A 20322-nucleotide genomic window follows, 5' to 3' on the forward strand; every position below is an offset into this window, starting at 1 on the left:
TTAAAGTACTTCAGGTGCCAATGAAATTACTTTCATGTATTCCTTGTCTCTCAGTTCTCTAGCAACCGGTCCGAAAACACGTGTTCCTCTCATTTCTCCTGCTGCGTTCAAAAGTACGCAAGCATTATCGTCGAATTTGATGTATGAACCGTCTTTTCTTCTTACCGCTTTTTTAGTTCTCACGACTACAGCTTTAGAAACTGTACCTTTTTTAGCGTTTCCTTGTGGTGTTGAATCTTTGATAGTCACTACGATCTTATCACCAACTGAAGCATATCTTCTTCTAGTTCCACCTAGAACTCTGATTACAAGTACTTCTTTTGCACCTGTGTTATCAGCAACTTTTAATCTTGATTCTGTTTGTAACATTACTTAGCTTTTTCAATGATTCTTACTAATCTCCATCTTTTACTTTTGCTCAAAGGTCTGGTTTCGGTAATCAAAACTTTGTCGCCTTCGCTGCACTCGTTGTTCTCGTCATGAGCGGTATATTTTTTCGTTTTCAAAACGAATTTACCGTACATCGGGTGTTTCATTCTCATCGTTTCACTTACAACAATGGTTTTTTCCATCTTATTGCTAGAAACGATTCCGATTCTTTCTTTTCTTAAATTTCTATCCATGATAAAATGAAATTCTTATTGTTGTTTAAGTGTTAATTCTGTTTCCAGTCTCGCGATTGTTTTTCTCAAATCTCTGATTTGGATTGGATTTTCAACCGGGCTGATTTTGTGGGCCAATTTCAATTTCTGGAAATCTGCTCTTACCTCAGCTAATTTGTTTTGGATGTCTCCCGCGCTTAGATTTTTGATGTCTGCTTTCTTCATTTCTTTAAGATTATTGAGGTTGAACAAAATCGTTAGCGACTACAAATTTGGTAACTACCGGTAATTTCTGTGCGGCAAGTCTGAGTGCTTCTTTCGCTACTTCGTAAGGAACACCACCCACTTCGAACATGATTTTACCTGGTTTCACTACGGCTACCCAATATTCCACGGCACCTTTACCTTTACCCATACGTACTTCGGCTGGTTTTTTGGTAATTGGTTTATCCGGGAAGATTTTGATCCATAGCTGACCTTCTCTCTTCATATATCTCGTAGCGGCGATACGCGCGGCTTCGATTTGTCTTGCAGTAATCCAAGCACCTTCTGTTGCCTTGATCCCGAAAGTTCCGTAAGCAAGTTGATTCCCTCTTTGGGCAATCCCCTTCATCTTCATTTTGTGAACTTTACGGAATTTAGTTCTTCTTGGTTGTAACATTTCTTTAAATTTTAGATTTAGATTTCAGACTTCAGATTTCAGATTTAAAAAAGTAACGGTAATTTAAATTCCAAAAATCCTCATCTAAAATTTTAGTTGTTATTATTTCTTCTAGGTTTTCTTTCTCTGTCCCCTCTTTCACCTCTCTCGCTTCTTTCTCCTCTTCCTGAAGGTCCTTTTTTCTGTTGTCCTACTAGTGGGCTCAATTCTCTTTTACCGTAAACTTCGCCTTTCATGATCCAAACTTTCACACCTAGTTTTCCGTATTGTGTCAAGGCTTCACCGATGTGGTAATCTATATCTGCACGGAATGTTGACAATGGGATTCTTCCTTCTTTAAAGGATTCGCTTCTTGCCATTTCAGCACCATTTAATCTTCCGGAGATCATTACTTTGATTCCTTCAGCGCCCATTCTCATTGTGGAAGCCATTGCCATTTTCACAGCTCTTCTGTAAGAGATACGGTTTTCGATTTGTTTTGCGATGCTGTCTGCAACCAATACTGCGTCTAGTTCCGGTCTTTTGATTTCGAAGATGTTGATTTGGATATCCTTGTCGGTAATCTTTTTCAACTCTTCTTTCAATTTGTCAACTTCCTGACCACCTTTCCCGATGATTAAACCTGGTCTTGCAGTGGTGATGGTTACGGTCACTAACTTCAGGGTTCTTTCAATAAAGATTTTTGAAATCCCACCTTTAGATAATCTTGCTTCAAGGTATCTTCTGATTTTGTAGTCTTCCGCGATTCTGTCTCCATAATCGTTTCCGCCGAACCAGTTAGAATCCCATCCTCTGATGATTCCTAATCTGTTACCAATTGGATTTGTCTTCTGTCCCATACCTTATTTATTATCTTTAGTACCTAAAATTAATGTGATGTGGTTGCTTCTTTTTCTGATTCTGTAACCTCTTCCTTGCGGTGCCGGTCTTAGTCTCTTCAATTGTCTTGCACTGTCCACATGAATTTCCTTCACGATAAGTCCTGCTTCTTCAATGTCTGCACCTTCATTTTTCATTTGCCAGTTTGCCATTGCAGAAAGTAACACTTTCTCTAATTTGTTGGATGCTTCTTTCTTTGAGAATTTCAGGATAGCCAAAGCTTTGTCTACCTCTACACCTCTGATGATGTCTGCAACCAATCTCATTTTTCTGGGAGAAGACGGGCAGTCGTTGTGCAACGCTTTTACCACATCTTGGTTTGCTATTTTACGTGCCAAAGCACTTTCTCTTTTTCTTGATCCCATGATTATCTACCTCCTTTATTTTTGTTACCACCGTGACCTCTGAAAGATCTTGTCGGAGAAAATTCGCCTAACTTGTGACCCACCATGTTTTCAGTAACGTAAACCGGGATAAAAGATTTCCCGTTGTGCACCGCGATGGTTTGTCCCACGAAATCCGGAGAGATCATTGACGCTCTGGACCACGTTTTAATTACTGTCTTCTTACCAGACTCTATGTTTGCCTGAACCTTCTTATCTAAAGTATGATGAATGAAAGGTCCTTTTTTAAGTGATCTTGCCATAATTATTTTCTTTTAGATAAGATATATCGGTTAGACTCTTTGTTTTTCTTTCTTGTTTTGTAACCTTTAGCTGGTTTACCGTTTCTTGATCTTGGGTGACCTCCAGAAGAACGACCTTCACCACCTCCCATTGGGTGATCAACCGGGTTCATTACTACTGCTCTGGTTCTTGGTCTTCTACCCAACCATCTGCTTCTACCTGCTTTTCCAGACACAGTCAATTGGTGGTCTGAGTTGGAGATGGAACCAATCATTGCCATGCATTCAGAAAGAATCATTCTGGATTCACCTGAAGGCAATTTGATGATCACATACTTCTTGTCTCTTGAAACCAACTGAGCTGAAGAACCTGCAGATCTAGCTAAAATTGCACCTTGTCCAGGTTTCAATTCCACACAAGAAATCACAGTTCCTAAAGGGATGTTTTTCAATTTCATTGCATTACCAACGTTTGGTTCTGCACTTTCAGAAGAAATCACTTTCTGATCCACTTTGATACCGTTTGGAGCGATGATGTATCTCTTCTCTCCGTCTGTGTATTCCACAAGTGCGATGAAAGCAGTTCTGTTTGGATCGTACTCTACAGTTTTAATCGTACCTTCAACATCAAATTTATTTCTCTTGAAGTCGATAATTCTGTATTTCTTTTTGTGTCCACCTCCGGTGTAACGCATGGTCATCTTACCTGTATTGTTACGTCCACCTGACTTTTTAATACCCACTACCAAAGATTTCTCTGGTTTGTTGGTAGTAATTTCCTCAAAGTTGTTTACAACTCTGAATCTCTGTCCCGGGGTGATAGGTTTTAATTTTCTAACAGACATTACTATTGTTTAAATTATTTATTGCTTATTGCTATTGGCTATTTGCCGGTTGCTATTTACACTGCTAAAATATCGATAACTTCGCCTTCTGCAAGCTTCACTACCGCTTTTTTCAATTTGTTGGTTTTCCCAACCTGTAGTCCTTTTTTGGTGTATTTCGAAGAAACGGTAGGAGCGTAAATCATGGTGTTTACTTCCGCCACTTTCACACCGTAAGCATCTTCTATCGCTTTTTTAATCTGGATTTTGTTAGCTTTTGGTTGAACCAAGAAGCTGTAAGTCCCTCTTAAATCAGTAAGATAGTTTGCTTTTTCTGAAATAACTGGTTTAATGATAATAGACATGATTTATTTTCTTAAATTTTCCTGGAATTTTTCGATAGCACCTTCTAAGAATACAATCTCACCTGCATGTACCAAGTCATAAGAACTGATTTCATTGTAAGTCAGAACTTTGGTTTTCGGTAAATTTCTAGATGATAGGTAAACGTTCTTGTTAGCTTCAGGCAAAATGTACAGAGACTTTTTCCCTTCGAAACCAAGTGCGTTGTTCAAGTTGATAAATTCTTTGGTTTTAGGGGCATCGAAAGTGAAAGCCTCCAAAACTTTAATAGAATTATCTTTCAATTTTTGAGAAAGCACAGATTTTTTAGCCAATCTTTTCAAAGCTTTGTTCAGTTTGAATCTGTAGTCTCTTGGTTTTGGACCAAATACTCTACCTCCACCTTTGAAAGTAGGTGATTTGATGTCACCATATCTTGCAGAACCTGAACCTTTTTGCTTTTTAAGCTTTCTGGTAGAAGCGGTGATTTCGCTTCTTTCTTTTGATTTATGAGTTCCTTGTCTTTGCGCAGCAAGGTACTGTTTCACTTCTAAGTAAACCGCGTGCTGGTTTGGCTCAATCCCGAAGATGGAATCGTCCAGAGTAACTGTTCTTCCGGTTTCCTTTCCTGATGTATTTAATACTACTAGTTCCATTTTCTGATAATTACATAAGAATTTTTAGCTCCCGGAACAGCACCTTTTACTACTAAAAGATTTTGTTCTTCATCCACTTTTAACACTTCAAGGTTTTGAACGGTAACTTGCTTGCCACCCATTCTACCCGCCATTCTCATTCCTTTGAAAACTCTGGACGGGTCGGAACCTGCACCGATAGAACCTGGAGCTCTTAATCTGTTGTGCTGTCCGTGTGTTGCCTGCATTACACCACCGAAGTTGTGTCTCTTTACAACACCCTGAAAACCTTTACCTTTAGAAGTTCCGGTAACATCCACATATTCTCCTTCAGAGAAGAGATCCACCTTTACTTCATCTCCAACTTTCAACTCGTCTACGAATTCATTGTAGAATTCTACAAGTTTAGCTTTTGGAGTCACACCCGCCTTTTTGAAATGGCCGGCCAACGCTTTACCAACGTTCTTTTCACTCTTGTCATCGAAACCAAGCTGGGCAGCTTTGTACCCATCTTTCTCTATGGTTCTGACCTGTAAAACCGAGCATGGACCCGCTTGAATAACGGTACAAGGAATGTTTTTTCCTTCTTCGTTAAACAGGGAAGTCATCCCGACTTTTTTACCAATAATACCTGACATTATTTATATATATCTATTAAGTTCTTCATTGTCAATCAGAGATTGCAGTGATTTCTACGTTCGAAATAGGCACACTTCTTCCCTAAATTGAGTGTGCAAATGTATGAAGATTTTTTGAATTGACAATGAGAGAGATAAAAATATTTTTAAAATTTAATTGTGAAGCTTTCCCTAATTTTTGCCTACTTTTAAATAAATATTTAAAGAAGGAAGAAAATATTTCTACTGTCAATTTTCGGCCTGTTTTTAATAGGATGTTCGCCACAGATCAAAACCCTTGCAAACGGAAAACAATTAGACACCAGATTGGCCGGAGTCTGGACCGGCTCCGAAAAAGACCATCAAATAGACGGCCTCTTCAAGTCCTGGGAAATGAAAAGAATGGATGACGGAACCTACACCATCAATTTCAAATTCACGCAAGGTAAAATGACAGATTCCACCCAAGAAGAAGGTGAATGGTGGACCGAAAACGGGAAATATTATGAATTCCACGATTATGACGGGAAAACAGATGTTTACAGCTATACCTTTCTGGATCCAAAGCGTGTGAAATTTAAGAGCGAAAAAATAGCAATCGGAATGGAAAACAGTGAATATGAATTCATAGACACGAAAACCGGAAATGCAAAAAAGGAAACCGCGAGTAAAAAAGACGGATCCTCCTATGAAAATGCCATCAAAATAGGCAGCATTCCGGAGGAGTATCAATATGTGAGAGCAAATTGCACCGGCTGCATATTAAAAAGCCAGTCGCTCAGTGTGAACAAAGGCAGATTTTATGACATCATCATGGTGACCAAGCCGGATGGTTCCACTAAAAGTTATTACTTTGACATCACTTCATTTTATGGAAAAGGATTTTAGATTTCAAGACGAAATCCGGAATACGAAACCCTTACTGATCGTCAACATACTTTCGCTAAAACACCGATTCGGAGGAAATGTGCAGTTGACTATTTTGAATACAAAAATCCGCCCTCTTTCGAGAGCGGATTCATTATAATTATTTCGCAGTTAGTCTTCCATCTTCGGACTTCAGAATTTTCTGCTCCATCATCACACTTTGATTTCCACGTCAACTCCTGAAGGAAGCTCCAGTTTCATAAGAGCATCTACAGTTTTAGAAGAAGAGGAATAGATGTCCATCAATCTTTTGTGTGCAGAAAGCTGGAACTGTTCTCTTGCTTTTTTGTTTACGTGCGGAGATCTCAACACGGTGAAGATTCTCTTGTTCGTTGGCAAAGGGATGGGTCCGTTTACTACAGCACCGGTCGCTTTTACCGTTTTTACGATTTTCTCAGCAGATTTGTCCACCAAATTGTAATCGTAAGATTTTAATTTTATTCTGATTCGTTGTGACATTTTGATCTAATTTTTAAAATTAACCTTTAGCTTTTGCGACTACTTCTTCGGCAACGTTGGTTGGCGCTGCTTCGTATTTTTCGAATTCCATTGAAGAGGTTGCTCTACCTGAGGAAAGCGTTCTCAATGAGGTTACGTATCCGAACATTTCAGAAAGTGGCACGAAAGCTTTGATTACTTTGGCGTTATTTCTATCGTCCATACCGTTCACGGTTCCTCTTCTTCTGTTAAGGTCACCCACGATATCTCCCATGTATTCTTCCGGAGTCACTACTTCCAGCTTCATGATTGGCTCCATGATTACCGGTTTGGCTTTCTTACCAGCTTCACGGAATCCCATTTTTGCAGCCAATTCGAAAGATAACTGATCGGAGTCCACTGCGTGGAAAGATCCGTCTTTAAGGGTAACTTTAATTCCTTCAATTTCGAAACCTGCCAATGGACCGTTTTTCATAGATTCTCTGAATCCTTTTTCAACGGAAGGGATGAATTCTTTTGGAATGTTACCACCCTTGATTTCATTCACGAATACCAAACCAGGTTTTCCGTCATCAGTTGGACCCAATTCGAAAACGATATCCGCAAATTTACCACGTCCACCGGATTGTTTCTTGTAAACTTCTCTGTGATTGGTTGTAGCAGTAAGGTTTTCTTTGTACTCCACCTGTGGTTGACCTTGATTGACTTCCACTTTGAACTCTCTTCTCATACGGTCCACGATGATGTCCAGGTGAAGTTCACCCATACCGGAAATAATCGTTTGTCCAGAAGCTTCGTCAGTTTTCACCTGGAAAGTTGGATCTTCTTCGGCCAATTTAGCAAGAGCGTTACCCATTTTATCTTGGTCTGCTTTCGTTTTTGGCTCCACCGCGATACCGATTACCGGATCCGGGAAGATCATCGATTCCAAAACGATTGGGTTTTTTTCGTCAGACAAGGTATCACCTGTTTTAATATCTTTAAATCCTACAGCTGCACCGATATCTCCTGCTTCAATATATTCCACCGGATTTTGTTTGTTTGCGTGCATCTGATAGATTCTGGAAATTCTTTCTTTGTTGCCAGATCTGGTGTTCAAAACATAAGAACCTGCATCAAGTCTTCCGGAATATGCTCTAAAGAAAGCCAGTCTTCCTACGAATGGATCGGTTGCAATTTTGAAAGCCAAAGCAGCGAAAGGTTCGCTAACAGAAGGTTTTCTTGTAATCGGCTCATCAGTTCTTGGGTCAGTTCCGTCGATCGCTTCTTTATCCATTGGAGAAGGAAGGTATTTACAAACTGCATCCAGCATGAACTGAACTCCTTTATTTTTGAATGAAGAACCACAAGTCATCGGGATGATAGACATATCGATGGTTGCTTTTCTCAAAGCTTCGTTGATTTCCTCTTCAGTGATTGAATCTGGATCTTCGAAGAATTTCTCCATCAAAGTATCATCATAATCAGCCACCGCTTCAACCAATTTTTCACGGTAAGTATGAACATCTTCCTTCATATCTTCCGGAATTGGAACCACTTGGTAAGTTGCCCCTTGACCCGCATCGTCCCAAACGATTGCTCTGTTCTTGATGAGATCAACTACTCCTTTGAAATCTTCTTCTGAACCGATTGGCAAAACGATTGGAACAGCGTTTGAACCCAACATTTCTTTCACTTGGTTTACTACCATTAAGAAGTCGGCTCCTTGTCTGTCCATTTTGTTTACGAATCCCATTCTCGCCACTTTGTAGTTGTCTGCCAATCTCCAGTTGGTTTCGGATTGTGGCTCAACTCCGTCAACAGCAGAGAAAAGGAATACCAATCCATCCAATACTCTTAGGGAACGGTTTACTTCTACAGTGAAGTCCACGTGTCCCGGTGTATCGATGATGTTGAAGTGGTAAGGTTTAGATTCAGGCAAAAGTTGTCCCTGAGAAGTTGGGAAATTCCAAGAACAAGTAGTTGCAGCCGAAGTAATGGTGATACCTCTTTCTGCTTCCTGCTCCATCCAGTCCATCTGTGATGCACCTTCGTGGGTTTCTCCCAATTTGTGGGTTTTACCGGTGTAAAATAAAATTCTTTCTGTAGTGGTGGTTTTCCCTGCGTCAATGTGAGCAGCGATACCGATGTTTCTTGTATATTTAAGGTCTCTTGCCATTTCAGATTAGAATTTAAAATGTGAAAATGCTTTGTTTGCTTCAGCCATTCTGTGAGTGTCTGTTTTCTTTTTGTACGCAGCACCTTCTTCTTTAGCAGCAGCGATTACTTCGGCAGCCAATTTCTGAGCCATCGATTTATCATTTCTTGCTTTAGAATATTTGATGAGCCATTTCATTGCCATAGAGATTTTTCTATCCGCTCTGATCGGCATCGGAATCTGGAAGTTTGCACCACCGATTCTTCTTGAACGTACTTCTACGTGAGGCATTACGTTGGTCAAAGCATCTTTCCAGATTTCAAGGGAAGACTTTTCGTTTTCACCTTTTTTAGCTTCCACGATGTCTAGTGCATCATAGAAAATTTTGAATGCGATTGACTTTTTTCCGTCAAGCATCAAATTGTTTACGAATCTCGTCACCAGTTGATCATTAAATTTTGGATCCGGTAACAACGGTCTTTTTTTCGCTTTTGTCTTTCTCATTGTTTCGTTTCTTAATAATTAATGATTACTTTTTCTTACCTTTTGCAGGTGCTGCTGCAGCTTGACCTGGTTTTGGTCTTTTAGCTCCATACTTAGATCTTCTCTGAGTTCTTCCGTTAACTCCTGCGGTATCCAAAGCTCCACGAACAATGTGATAACGTACTCCCGGTAGGTCTTTCACCCTTCCGCCTCTTACCAATACTATCGAGTGCTCTTGAAGATTGTGTCCTTCGCCCGGGATATAAGCGTTGACTTCTTTACCGTTAGAAAGTCTTACCCTTGCAACTTTTCTAAGTGCAGAGTTCGGTTTCTTCGGCGTGGTAGTATATACTCTCGTACACACACCTCGTCTTTGTGGACATGATTCAAGGGCAGCCGATTTGCTCTTCTTGGCAAGTGTGGCTCTTCCTTTTCTTACTAGTTGTTGAATAGTAGGCATTTAATTGCTTTTTATTTTAGGGTGCAAAAGTAGGAATAAAATTTTAATTGACAAACTGCCTATCAAATAATTTTCTGAATCAAATCATTAGGAATCAATTCCATTTGACGAATCAATTTTGATATATTAGCCTTTAAATAAAAAAATCGGCATGAGAACTATTTCCTTTTTGATCTGCATCCTTTTTTCGCAGATGGCTTTTTCCCAGATTGAAAAAAAGAACATGAGATCAGGAGAAATGACCTTAATCAACAATGACAAAGTCCTGTTCAAGGATCTGACCTGGAAAAACGATAAAGCAGCCTATATTAATGCAAATACCAATCAACCGGAAGAGTTATTCGATGCCTCCATTATAAAAATTGAAGAAAAAGAAATCACCATAGTCGCTCCGGTAGCCCAAAAATTTGAAGAAAAAACCATGAAAAAGGAAAACTTTGGCTATCCTGAAGGCGTTTACAAAACCAAGCAAGACTTCATCAGCAAAACGCCAAGTTCAAATCCCAAAATCAGCAAACGCGGGCTCTATGGTTTCGACAAACCTCTTTTGGGCGATGATGAAACGATCTGCTTTTTCTTTGACATGAAAGAATCCAAGCTCAAAAATGTTTTCGCGGTAGTTCATAACGGTTTTCTTTATTTCAATGTGAAAGCCATTCTAGAAAACCGAAACAAAACTGATAGAGCACAAGATTCCGATAATCCGAACAGTTTCGCGAAAGTTTTCCTCGGTGGTGAAAATTACCTTTACACGGAAGTTCCGCTTGCCAATGTTTGGGCGAAAGCACTTGCCTATAATGCCGGAGCTGCCGGAGGAGCGATCGCCGGTACTTTGACCACCGGAAAAGGAGTGGTTTGGGATTACAAAAACCAGGAATTCAACATCTTCAAAAACTGCGATGACTACAATGACTTTATCAGAGAAAGATCTCGGACGGATGTATTGAAATGCGTGAATCAGCAACCGAATTATGATTTTGTCCGGGACGCAATGAACAGAATCAAATAAATTACTTCCTGATATAAAACCACTGAACCACGTTCTTGTCACGGGGGAAACCCATGAGCTTCATCTGAAGGTTTTGCACCTCTTCAGGTCTTAACGCATAAAAAACCACCCGATTTCTAGCCGCAACACGATTGTCTGGAACAGTCCAAGACGCAACAGGAATCCAGGTTGAAGGCGTTTTTCCTGGAAACCATTCGGGATATATTACCGCAATCTTGAAATCATTAGCGCCTGCATAATTCATAAGAAACAGCCGGAATTCTTTGGTGTATCTTTCCTGATCAAGTTTTTTATGTTCCACCATGAATTGGGTGACAGCGGTGGAGCCGAGTCCGACCATATCCAATAATTTCACGCCACTGAAATAAGATATTGCCCCTATATCATTTGCGATTATTTTTTCACCCCGATAATTTTTCCTTAGGAATTCAGATAATTCCACCTGCTGCTCGTAAATATTTTTTGACCCAATCACAGAAGGATGGTGCATATACTGAAAACGATAAACAGAAGCCGCGAAAATTCCAGCGACACCAAATGCCATTAAAGTATTTTCGACCGTTATTTTGCGCCGTTCAGATTTAATCTTTTTAAAGAAAGCTGCGAGAATCGGCACAATGATCATTAACATCGAAATCATGACGTAATTCTCATATCTGTATTTCAATATTGCGAAAACACTGTGCATCAAAGCCATCAAAACGATGGCAATGACTAAAGTTTCTTTCCTGAAAAAATCGCTCAGCTTTCCCGATCTGTATTTTCTGACCAGGTCAATCAAAATAAGGACTAAAGGAAAAAACAGGCATTTATAAAAACTGCGGTTGAGAAGAATTCCATCCTTAACCATCGTGAAACCTTTTTCAAGAATACCCGTCCCACCCGGAACATTTCCTTTGATCAGTACAGAGTTGGGGAAAAAATAACCGCCATTCTTTAAAGAAATCAAACCAAAAACAAGAATCGGAAGAAATCCGACAACAGAAATAATCAATCCTTTTAAAAAGTCCTTCCGCAGCAATAAAGCAAAAGCGAGCGCTGCGGTAAAAAAAATACTTTCGAAGCGAACAATTGAAATAAAAAAGACGATGATTAAAAGTTTAATGAAATCCCTCCTTTCAAAATTGGAATCCACATTTTTGCGGATCCAGTAAACCCCCAAAACCATCAGAAACATGTGGATCGTGTGCTCCATACCAATCAGCGTCATTGCATATAATAAAGAAAAGGGCAAAAGCAGAATGACCGCCCACACCATTTCAGATTTGGAGTAAAAATCCCTGAAGTACCTGTAAAACCAATATACCGCCAAATATCCGGCTATAATATTGATGATCAAAGGATAAAATTCCCAGACCCCAAAAATTTTGATCAATGTGGAAAGCAATAAAGTATATAGAATTGACGACGAAGCACTGTCAAATCCTGTGGAATTAATCGACCACGCCCCATTCAGTGCGAAATTTTTCGCGATCGCCAAATGGATATAGGCATCGTCCAGTGGATAAATAAAACGTTCGCCATCCGGCAGCAGACTCCAACTCCAAAAAAAATACCCGCCCGTAATAGTGGTGAAAATCAATAAAAGCAAAATTAAATGCCGCTTCATTCCGCAAATATGCAAAATTTTAGAAATTAATTTCTCTTTTCAACTTTTAATATATATTTGTAGTTCTAAAAAAAACACAATCAGGGTGAAAAAAATTCTACTTTTTCTTCTATTATCTCAACTGTATTTCTCCCAGCAATGGAGCATCTCCAATGCGGAAAGAAACGCGCTGATCAGTATTTACAACGCTACTTCCGGGGAACAGTGGAGCCAAACTTGGGACATGACCAGAGATCCCAAAACGTGGTTCGGCGTGAAGGTAAAAAGCGGCAGTGTAACAGAACTGAACCTGCGCGGAAATGCTTTGAAAGGCAGTTTTCCTACTTCAGTTGCAAGTCTGCCAAAACTGGAAAAACTTGACCTGAGTTCCAATCAACTTTCGGGGGATGTTTCTCCGGCGATTTCTTCCCTGCAAAACCTGATTCGCCTGGATATAAGCAACAACCGTTTTACAGGAGATCCCACCGCGGCAATTCTGCCCCTTTCAAAGTTGACGGAAATCTCCGTAGGAAACAACAATTTTCAATTTGCAGACCTCAACATGCTGCTCGGAAACTTTCCACAGTTGTTGGTTTTGGACCTATCACATACCGGCTTGACTGCTGTTCCACAAAAAATCTCCACGCTCACTTCCCTGAAGGTACTCAACCTAAGCAATAATGCGATTGCACAAAATTTTGGGAACTTATCTACTTTGATCCAAATATTGGAATTAAACCTATCGGGAAATCAGCTGATCAAAATCCCCACCGAAGTTGGAAATCTGACCACGCTGCAAACACTGGACTTGAGCAATAATTTATTCACCACGAATTTTTCCGCAGCACTTTCACCTTTAAAAAAATTGGAATGGCTTTCGCTAAGAAGCAACCAAATCACCGCCATTCCTGCAGAATTCTCGCAGCTCAGCAATTTGGTTCACCTCAATTTAGGAGACAATAAGATTTCATCTGGTTTTCAAACCATTCGACTCTTGAAAAAATTGGAGCAACTGTATTTGGATAAAAACGAAATTACCGCTTTTCCCGAAACCCTGCTTCAGCTGCCGATGCTGCAAATGTTTTCACTGGTCGGAAATCAAATGACGGGCACGATTCCGGACCTGATTCCCGCCTTAACCTTCATCGATAACAACCGGTACACGAAATCGGAAATTCGGAATTTTCTTTTGAAAAATAAGGAAATGGCAGACTTCACCTATTCTCCACAGAGATATGATGAGCTGAAAACCATCTCCGCATCAGTGGGTGCATCTGCAGTGCTTCCGCAGGAACTCACCGGAGACGAGTATTTGTTCACCTGGTTCAAAAATTTGGACGAGAAAACCGCCTCGACCACAGAATCTTATTACATCAGCAATGTAACCGACAGTGACTTCGCAGATTATACCTGTGAAGCCTATTATTTCGAAGCACTTCCGCAAGCATTGATGGAAGTTGCATTTTACCGGGAACCTGTAACTCTGGCCAATGCACTGGCAACTCAAGAGGTTTCCCGAGATCTGATCGTTTATCCGAATCCGACCAAGGATTTTCTGAATATTAAAACAAACAGGAATGATATCGAAAAGGTCTTCGTCTTTGATCTTAGCGGAAAGGTGATCTTTTCTGAAAACAGCAGGCGGATCAACGTTTCTAATCTTCCCTCCGGAAACTATATTTTATCTATCAAGACTTCGGACGGTGTGAAATCTTTCAAATTCATCAAGCAATAATAGATTTTAGACATCTTTTTGTATAACCTTGATTGTTTTTGACTATTGCTTATTTTTTTTAATGCGACTCCATTTTCGTACTTTTGTATAAAATAAAAAGTTATGAAAAATTCTAATATTATTGGCCTAAAAGAAGCCGATTGTTTGAAAATCGCGGAACAACTGAACATCCTTTTAGCAGATTATTCTATCTTCTACCAAAATACGAGAGGTGCCCACTGGAACATCAAGGGAGAACAATTCTTCACCCTTCATCCAAAATTCGAGGAACTTTACAATAATTTAGTGGTAAAGATTGACGAGATCGCCGAAAGGATTCTCACTTTGGGGGGAGTTCCAAACCACAATTATTCCGATTACCTGAAACTTTCTTCCATCAAAGAAAGCAAAGAAGTCAGTGACGGGACAAAATGTGTTGAAAACATCTTGGCTTCCTTCAAAATCATCATCGATTTGCAGCGAGACGTGCTAGATCTTACGGAAAAAGCAGGTGATGAGGGAACCAATTCGCAGATGAGCGACTACATTACCGAACAGGAAAAAGAAGTCTGGATGTATAATTCTTATCTTGGAAAGTAATCTACTTCCTATTTCTCTGGATCAGCCGATGAATTACTTAGCCTAAATTTGGTATAGGTAATTGTTTTCCCCTTCGCTGAAAACAAGCCTTCATAATAGGTTTTTATTTCGCGAAGAAGAGGTGTTCCCGGTTCGTATTCTGGTGCTCCATAAATATCGTGGTGTGCGGAAATTATCTCGTGTCCTGCACCTTGAAGCAATCCCAGCGTGTAACCATGCAGGAACTCGGAGTCTGTTTTCAAATGGATGACGCCGTCTTTTTTCAAAATCTTCTTGTACCGTTCCAGGAAATCAGGGTGGGTCATTCTGTGTTTTGTCCTTCGGTACTTGATTTGCGGGTCGGGAAAGGTGATCCAGATTTCATCTACCTCATCATGGTCAAAAAAGCAATCCACCAGTTCAATTTGGGTTCTTAGGAAAGCTACATTTCTTAACCTCCCTTCAATCGCTTCTTTTGCGCCAAACCAAAATCTGGCCCCTTTAATATCGATCCCGATAAAGTTTTTGTCCGGAAAAGCTCTTGCTAAACCCACGGAATATTCTCCTTTTCCACAACCTAGCTCCAGGACGATCGGATGTTCATTCTTAAAAACATCAGACCTCCATTTTCCCTTTAAGTAGTGATTGTTCAGCGCTTCCTCACGAGTTGGCTGAAAAACGTTTTCTAGCGTCTTGTTTTCGGCAAATCTTGCCAGTTTATTTTTACCCATTTAAAAATCAAAGCGGACAAATGTAAAAAAAAATATTAGAACTACGGAAGATTCCTGACTGCTGCTAAAAAAATTGCATGATACAGTGAGATAAAAATTTCCTTTTGGTATGCAAGCTCAACGGATCGGTTAATTGTCCCCCAAGGAAACCATGATTGCTTTTTGCACCGTTTTCTGGGAAGAATACTGGGAGCCGCACACCATGGCGGAAAAGAGATAATCACCCTTTTTCACCACAATAGTATTATCACCATTTGCCGGAATCGGAAGCCTATATTTGGTATAGCCCACTCCTTCAATGCGCATGATCATATTGCATTTTGACTTGTTCGTAATCATCACAATGCTTTCAGCGCTATTGGGATCGTTATCAAAAAGGGAGTTCAGAATTTTTACCGTTCTATTTTTATGTTCAACCGGATTTTCACTCATCAGCATTTTGAATTCTTCATTTTCCTCGTCCGACATTCCTTTGGAGGAAATATCTTCAGCAGAAGCTTGCTCTTTCGGTGATTCTGAACCTGTTGCAGAATGGGTCCCGTAAACTTTCGTGGTGTAAGTTCCTGTTCCTTTTTCCGCAAGCTCTCGTTGAAATTTGGCAATCTGCGCCTGTTTGATTTTCGCATTCATTTCATCAAAGCTAATTCTGGTGGATCCCTTTTTCACGAGCAGAGAAATTTTTTCTTGAAATTCCTTAACCCTCTGGTCACCAGGTTTTGCATTCTTAATATATTCCCTCAACATTTTGATCAGTCGTGGTCTCAGAATAATCCTTTTCGGGTCGTCTGGATGTGCATCCCGAAGAAACGCTTCGATTTCGTAAACATTTGTGCTGCCCATAATGCGGGAGTAGTCCTTCATTTTTTCTTGCGAATAAAAAGAGGTGGCACAAAAAACCATGAGGAAAAAGGTGATTTTCGAAAAATTCTTCATAGGCTGATCCCCGAATAAACAGTTCAAATTATTCCGCCAAAAATAGCTAATTTTTTTTAGAAGCAGATCCTATTTGGCAGCGTCTATTAAATGGGAATTTCTCAAACGCCGCTGGTAAACAGGGAGATATTTCTCAATATAAATTCCCACTACCTCAATTTTCTTGTTTTCCACCATGGAATAGAAATTATCGGAAGTATAGACAAATTGCAGAAAATTGTCTACCAGGTTATCGGGAATCTTTAAATTACTGAAATAGGTTTTTCCGAAGTAGTTTTTCACAGCAGTAACCGCGTAGTTCATTTTCTCGTATTCTTGAGCCCTCTCTTTCTTCTTTCTTTCTCCGGATAAGATATCATATATGCTCTCTAAACTGAAGCTGAGTCCACCATTTGCCAGACTTGCGACCGGAAGTTCTGGAGGTAAACCGTTTCCTTTCGGAGCGGGCAATCCGATCACTTTTTGCAATGCAAGTTCTTTTTCTCCATTTTTTAGAGATGCCACATCCTTCCTTAAATTTCCGGTGGGTTTGAATTTGCTGATCACGACTTCCTGGATGTCATAATAAGCGACTTTCAGCTCAACGATATTTCGGGAATTTTCTAAATTTTCAGCCGTGACCACCATATCTTTACGATCTGTGACAATAGAGGTAAACCGGATGATGTCTCCTGGTTTCGCAGGTATTCTGAATGATCCGTAATAATCGGTATAAACGGTGTTATGCTCGGTAATATTGGTGACATAGATCTGATTCAGATAATAGATGGATTGATCCCTGATCAATATTTCACCGGAAAAAAATTGAGCATTCGCCTTCCAAAAGAAAAAGACGATCATCAGTAAAAAAGTTTTCTTCATACGAGCAGCAAAAATAATCGAATTTTTATGTAAAATCCGACTATTGGATGATGCAATACGGTTAAAGTTAGGTTAAATATTGAGAAATTCCGTTAATGCATTTTGAATTTTTCCCTGCTGCACAAAAAATCCCCGAAGCAAAACTTCGGGGATCATGCATTTATTTGATTTTAATTATCTTTTGATAAATTTCACTTGGCTTACCTGTCCATTGTCATTGATGGAGATCATGTAAACTCCTTTCTCCAAGTTAGAAACCTGAACTTTGTTCCCGGTTACCTGTCCTTTAGAAACCACTTGGCCAGCCATATTGGTAATGGCATAAGTCGCTTTGTCAGAAATTTTCACGATGTTCAACAAATCCACTGCCGGGTTAGGGAATACTTTTACTCCTTCGGCTTTGACAGCGTCATTCACCGCAAGATTGGATGTGATGTTCACGGCATAATCCTCTACCTCGCCAAAAGTGTAAGTTCCACAAGGAGAGGTTTGCGGCGTACTGTATCTCAAAGCAACTCTCATTCCTACTGGTTTTGGTCCTACGTAAGCATTTGAAGGAACTTCAAAAATCTCAGTAACTGGCGTGATTTTGTCTGGGTTGGTTGACATAATGACTTCATTGGAATCAAATGTGCCGCTTCGGTCAAAATCGATCCAAACTGATACAGCTTCGTTGTACTGCGTTGAGGTCCAAGTTTTTGAAACTGAAATGACATTATTGGTCGTTCCAGCCACCAAGTTGATTAGTCTAGTTGGGTCTGCCATATAATTGGTATATGTTGATGCCCCGGAGTTGCTGTTCATCACCGGCGTACCACCTTCCGGCGTTACTTTCACATTAGAAATGAACTCGTCATTAGAATTGGTAGAAGCCAAAGTACAATACTGCAACATAGAGGTATTGAAGTTGGTCACCGCGGTATAAGTTCCTGTAGTTCCTGAACAAACAGCAGCTACCTGCACGTTATAGGCTGTTCCTTCCTCCAATCCAGTAATATTGTAGAGGTTGGTTGCAACCGGAACTTCGGTCCAGTTGGTGTCTGTTGCTTTTTTATATCTCACGATATAGGTTGCGTTAGCCATTGCGCTCCAAGAAACAGTTGCGCCATCAGTAACAATATTTGTAACCGTAAGTCCTGTAGGAGCAGCTCCGGTACAAGGATCCATCGCGGCCACGGTCACTTGCTGTACCGCATAAAATACGTTACCAATAGCTGAAATTCTAATTTTCAAAGTGGATCCGGTTGTTTGGGTAAACTGGAAGTTTTCAGACCCATCATTAGGGGTTGAAGCAGCCAGTACAGTCCAAGTCGCACCGTTATCTGTGGTGTAGTCAATTTTTACATTTGCCACATTGAAAGGTGCAGCATTTGTTCCAACCACGTCCCAAGTCACTGCACCGGGAGCATTATTATAAACTTTTGTAGAAGTAATTTTGAATGGTCCATTGCCATGAACGGTCACAGATTGAAGAGCTTCTTGCGTTTGTTGCTGTAGTGGATCGGGGTTATTGTCTCTTACAGTTACTCTATAGTTTGAAGATCTTGCTACAGAGGAAACAGCTTCCCATCCGTTTGGATCACTCAGCGTTCCAGCCATTACCGTTGCGAACTTAGGGAAATATCTTGTTGGACTTGCTGTTCCAGTGATTGAGCGGAAGCTCGCACCACTTGTTGTAGTTCCCAAATTGGTTTTGGTAATCGCTACTGTAGCATTATCGACCTCTTCCCAAGTATAGGTCAGTGGATCTCCTTCAAGATCTGTAGCCTGTGCAGTTAGTACAAATGCAGTTCCTTTTGGGATGGTCACTGCTGGCATTGGCGTAATCACCGGCGGACTATTATTGATCGAAGTTTCCACGTCGCAGGTTTTTAATGCAAGATTATTCTGCACCTGAATAATTGAATTGATGTGAAAATAGGCATCAGAGTGTGGCTGCACATCCGTCGCGCCAGTAATACCTGCATATCCCATAATGGTTGAACCCGAACCTGGCTCTACGTTTTGGCCGGTTCCTTCAAGACTCATAGAGAATGTGTGGTTTGCACCAAGCTGATGGCCCATTTCGTGTGCAACATAGTCAATATCGAAGTTATCTCCAAATGGTTTTCCATCTGCAGGAGAAGTAAATGCGGAACCTTTTGCTTTCGAACTTGAATTAACAGGATTCACACATACACAACCGATACATCCGGCGTTTCCACCCCCTCCGGTAGCACCGAACAAATGCCCGATATCATAAGCAGCATTACCAATGGTGTTGGTAAGGGTATTCTGCAGTTCGAGATTCCATGCGCCACCAGCTCCGGTAGCAGCAGGCGAATATGGATCTGTATTCGGATTCGTGTAAATCAATTGCGGGAAATCCTGCAGCAAAAGTTGCAACGCAAAATCTTTCTCGAAAACAAAATTACATCTGGTCAAAGTCGCATTAATGGCAGTCAATGCTCCAGCTACTGTTCCACCAAAATACTGGGTATATTCCCCAGTTACAGACATTGCAAGACGCATGGTTCTGAATTTCTTGTCAGATGACTTGCCGAAATTGGTAGGATTGTTTCCAAAACTTTTTCCAGACATATACAGTTTATCAATCTGGGCTTTGCTCAATGCAGGTTCAGTACTTGAACAGAAAAATGCATTGTCCGAGGCGACTTTATTTGTTTTTGGAAGCACTCCGTAAACCGTTTTCGCCGCGTTTTGTGGCTCGATAAATTCATAGGCGCCATTTCTCAGCATCATCGATTGAAAATCATTTTGAGACAAGCTGAATCTCACATAAGCAGTAGGATCATCAATCCCCACCCCTACATAAGAACCCAAATCATACTTTTCCGCTAATGATTTCACTGCTACAGGCGCACTGTACACTGCAAATCTTTGGATTTTTCCATCTAAAGTTGGTAACTTGACCTCAACGGCAGTCGAATTCTTGCCTGTTTCCTGCGCTTTAGAAAGCATAGATCTCATGGCAGTAAGATCCAAGGAATAATAACTCGTGACATTAGATGTCGGGCGGATTCTCTCTCCTTGCATTGATGTAGGACTCCACTGCGCAATGGCGGCGGTACTCATCATTCCACAAAGCAAAGAAGTAAAAATTTTCTTCATAGAATTAAACATTATTTTTTAAATATCATCCAAATGTATAGCTTTTTTCACTCTCTATCAAAATAAAAATGTTAATATCTGGGAATATTTTCCATATTATCACTATAAAGTCAAACATTATGTTGCCAAATACACACCACAAAGGGTATAAAATTAAACATAACAC

General features: G+C 40.3%; 24 protein-coding genes. 4 read left to right on the forward strand and 20 right to left on the reverse strand.

Going from position 1 to position 20322, the window contains the following annotated elements:
• From rplN to rplC, 11 genes are all read right to left on the reverse strand, one after another.
• Complete coding sequence (rplN, locus tag ACM44_RS05820) at positions 1–369, reverse strand: 50S ribosomal protein L14 (RefSeq protein ID WP_031503404.1); 369 nt, start codon at positions 367–369, stop codon at positions 1–3.
• Entirely contained in the window at positions 369–626 is a 258-nt protein-coding gene (gene rpsQ / locus ACM44_RS05825) for a 30S ribosomal protein S17 (RefSeq protein WP_152669306.1), read from the reverse strand. Before rpsQ ends, rplN begins: the two co-directional genes overlap by 1 nt.
• A gap of 12 nt (positions 627–638) precedes the next feature.
• Positions 639–827 (reverse strand): 50S ribosomal protein L29, encoded by a 189-nt coding sequence (rpmC, locus tag ACM44_RS05830; protein WP_048499186.1) that lies wholly within the window; start codon positions 825–827, stop codon positions 639–641.
• A gap of 10 nt (positions 828–837) precedes the next feature.
• Entirely contained in the window at positions 838–1263 is a 426-nt protein-coding gene (gene rplP, locus ACM44_RS05835; RefSeq protein WP_048499080.1) for a 50S ribosomal protein L16, read from the reverse strand.
• A gap of 92 nt (positions 1264–1355) precedes the next feature.
• Positions 1356–2102 carry a 30S ribosomal protein S3 gene (gene rpsC, locus ACM44_RS05840; protein WP_048499081.1) on the reverse strand — a complete coding sequence of 249 codons (747 nt, stop codon included), beginning with the start codon at positions 2100–2102 and terminating at the stop codon, positions 1356–1358.
• A 3-nt stretch (positions 2103–2105) separates the two neighbouring features.
• The gene (rplV, locus tag ACM44_RS05845) at positions 2106–2507 is read right to left on the reverse strand and encodes a 50S ribosomal protein L22 (protein ID WP_048499082.1); all 402 of its coding nucleotides are present in this window, start codon (positions 2505–2507) and stop codon (positions 2106–2108) included.
• A gap of 2 nt (positions 2508–2509) precedes the next feature.
• Positions 2510–2788, reverse strand: a complete 279-nt coding sequence (gene rpsS, locus ACM44_RS05850; RefSeq protein ID WP_048499083.1) for a 30S ribosomal protein S19 — start codon at positions 2786–2788, stop codon at positions 2510–2512.
• 2 nt (positions 2789–2790) lie between these two features.
• On the reverse strand, positions 2791–3612 hold the full coding sequence (gene rplB / locus ACM44_RS05855) for a 50S ribosomal protein L2 (protein WP_048499084.1): 822 nt from the start codon (positions 3610–3612) through the stop codon (positions 2791–2793).
• Between the two features lie 56 nt (positions 3613–3668).
• Positions 3669–3956, reverse strand: coding sequence for a 50S ribosomal protein L23 (gene rplW, locus ACM44_RS05860; protein ID WP_048499085.1), 288 nt, complete (start codon positions 3954–3956; stop codon positions 3669–3671).
• Positions 3957–3959: 3 nt separating this feature from the next.
• A complete protein-coding gene (rplD, locus tag ACM44_RS05865; protein WP_048499086.1) occupies positions 3960–4589 on the reverse strand; it encodes a 50S ribosomal protein L4 in 630 nt (209 codons plus the stop codon).
• Positions 4580–5206 carry a 50S ribosomal protein L3 gene (gene rplC / locus ACM44_RS05870; protein ID WP_048499087.1) on the reverse strand — a complete coding sequence of 209 codons (627 nt, stop codon included), beginning with the start codon at positions 5204–5206 and terminating at the stop codon, positions 4580–4582. The genes rplD and rplC overlap by 10 nt, the downstream gene beginning before the upstream one ends.
• A gap of 372 nt (positions 5207–5578) precedes the next feature.
• On the opposite strand from rplC, the gene ACM44_RS05875 reads away from it, so the two are divergent.
• Positions 5579–6073 carry a hypothetical protein gene (locus ACM44_RS05875; protein WP_160303968.1) on the forward strand — a complete coding sequence of 165 codons (495 nt, stop codon included), beginning with the start codon at positions 5579–5581 and terminating at the stop codon, positions 6071–6073.
• Between the two features lie 192 nt (positions 6074–6265).
• Here the strand turns inward: ACM44_RS05875 and rpsJ are convergent, their stop codons facing one another.
• From rpsJ to rpsL, 4 genes are read right to left on the reverse strand one after another with little or no spacing between them, the layout of a single operon-like run.
• The gene (gene rpsJ / locus ACM44_RS05880) at positions 6266–6571 is read right to left on the reverse strand and encodes a 30S ribosomal protein S10 (protein WP_002661363.1); all 306 of its coding nucleotides are present in this window, start codon (positions 6569–6571) and stop codon (positions 6266–6268) included.
• Between the two features lie 19 nt (positions 6572–6590).
• A complete protein-coding gene (gene fusA / locus ACM44_RS05885; RefSeq protein WP_048499089.1) occupies positions 6591–8708 on the reverse strand; it encodes an elongation factor G in 2118 nt (705 codons plus the stop codon).
• A 6-nt stretch (positions 8709–8714) separates the two neighbouring features.
• Positions 8715–9191, reverse strand: coding sequence for a 30S ribosomal protein S7 (gene rpsG, locus ACM44_RS05890; RefSeq protein ID WP_048499090.1), 477 nt, complete (start codon positions 9189–9191; stop codon positions 8715–8717).
• A 25-nt stretch (positions 9192–9216) separates the two neighbouring features.
• Entirely contained in the window at positions 9217–9630 is a 414-nt protein-coding gene (gene rpsL / locus ACM44_RS05895; protein WP_048499091.1) for a 30S ribosomal protein S12, read from the reverse strand.
• Between the two features lie 151 nt (positions 9631–9781).
• Here rpsL and ACM44_RS05900 point away from each other — a divergent pair, with 151 nt between their 5' ends.
• Positions 9782–10639, forward strand: coding sequence for a hypothetical protein (locus ACM44_RS05900; RefSeq protein ID WP_048499092.1), 858 nt, complete (start codon positions 9782–9784; stop codon positions 10637–10639).
• A 1-nt stretch (position 10640) separates the two neighbouring features.
• Here ACM44_RS05900 and ACM44_RS05905 read toward each other — a convergent pair whose 3' ends face one another.
• Positions 10641–12248 carry a glycosyltransferase family 39 protein gene (locus ACM44_RS05905; RefSeq protein ID WP_048499093.1) on the reverse strand — a complete coding sequence of 536 codons (1608 nt, stop codon included), beginning with the start codon at positions 12246–12248 and terminating at the stop codon, positions 10641–10643.
• An 85-nt stretch (positions 12249–12333) separates the two neighbouring features.
• On the opposite strand from ACM44_RS05905, the gene ACM44_RS05910 reads away from it, so the two are divergent.
• Both ACM44_RS05910 and ACM44_RS05915 read left to right on the forward strand, forming a co-directional pair.
• The gene (locus ACM44_RS05910; protein ID WP_048499094.1) at positions 12334–13962 is read left to right on the forward strand and encodes a leucine-rich repeat domain-containing protein; all 1629 of its coding nucleotides are present in this window, start codon (positions 12334–12336) and stop codon (positions 13960–13962) included.
• A gap of 102 nt (positions 13963–14064) precedes the next feature.
• A complete protein-coding gene (locus ACM44_RS05915; protein ID WP_048499095.1) occupies positions 14065–14541 on the forward strand; it encodes a Dps family protein in 477 nt (158 codons plus the stop codon).
• An 8-nt stretch (positions 14542–14549) separates the two neighbouring features.
• Here the strand turns inward: ACM44_RS05915 and trmB are convergent, their stop codons facing one another.
• The 4 genes from trmB to ACM44_RS05935 form a co-directional block, all read right to left on the reverse strand.
• Positions 14550–15251 carry a tRNA (guanosine(46)-N7)-methyltransferase TrmB gene (gene trmB / locus ACM44_RS05920; RefSeq protein WP_048499096.1) on the reverse strand — a complete coding sequence of 234 codons (702 nt, stop codon included), beginning with the start codon at positions 15249–15251 and terminating at the stop codon, positions 14550–14552.
• A gap of 129 nt (positions 15252–15380) precedes the next feature.
• Positions 15381–16112 (reverse strand): DUF6759 domain-containing protein, encoded by a 732-nt coding sequence (locus ACM44_RS05925; protein WP_241477147.1) that lies wholly within the window; start codon positions 16110–16112, stop codon positions 15381–15383.
• A 141-nt stretch (positions 16113–16253) separates the two neighbouring features.
• Positions 16254–17045, reverse strand: coding sequence for a hypothetical protein (locus tag ACM44_RS05930; protein ID WP_048499098.1), 792 nt, complete (start codon positions 17043–17045; stop codon positions 16254–16256).
• Between the two features lie 174 nt (positions 17046–17219).
• Complete coding sequence (locus ACM44_RS05935; protein WP_048499099.1) at positions 17220–20156, reverse strand: reprolysin-like metallopeptidase; 2937 nt, start codon at positions 20154–20156, stop codon at positions 17220–17222.
• Positions 20157–20322: the final 166 nt, after the last annotated feature.

This window comes from Chryseobacterium koreense CCUG 49689 (genome assembly GCF_001045435.1).
GTDB classification, from domain to species: domain Bacteria; phylum Bacteroidota; class Bacteroidia; order Flavobacteriales; family Weeksellaceae; genus Kaistella; species Kaistella koreensis.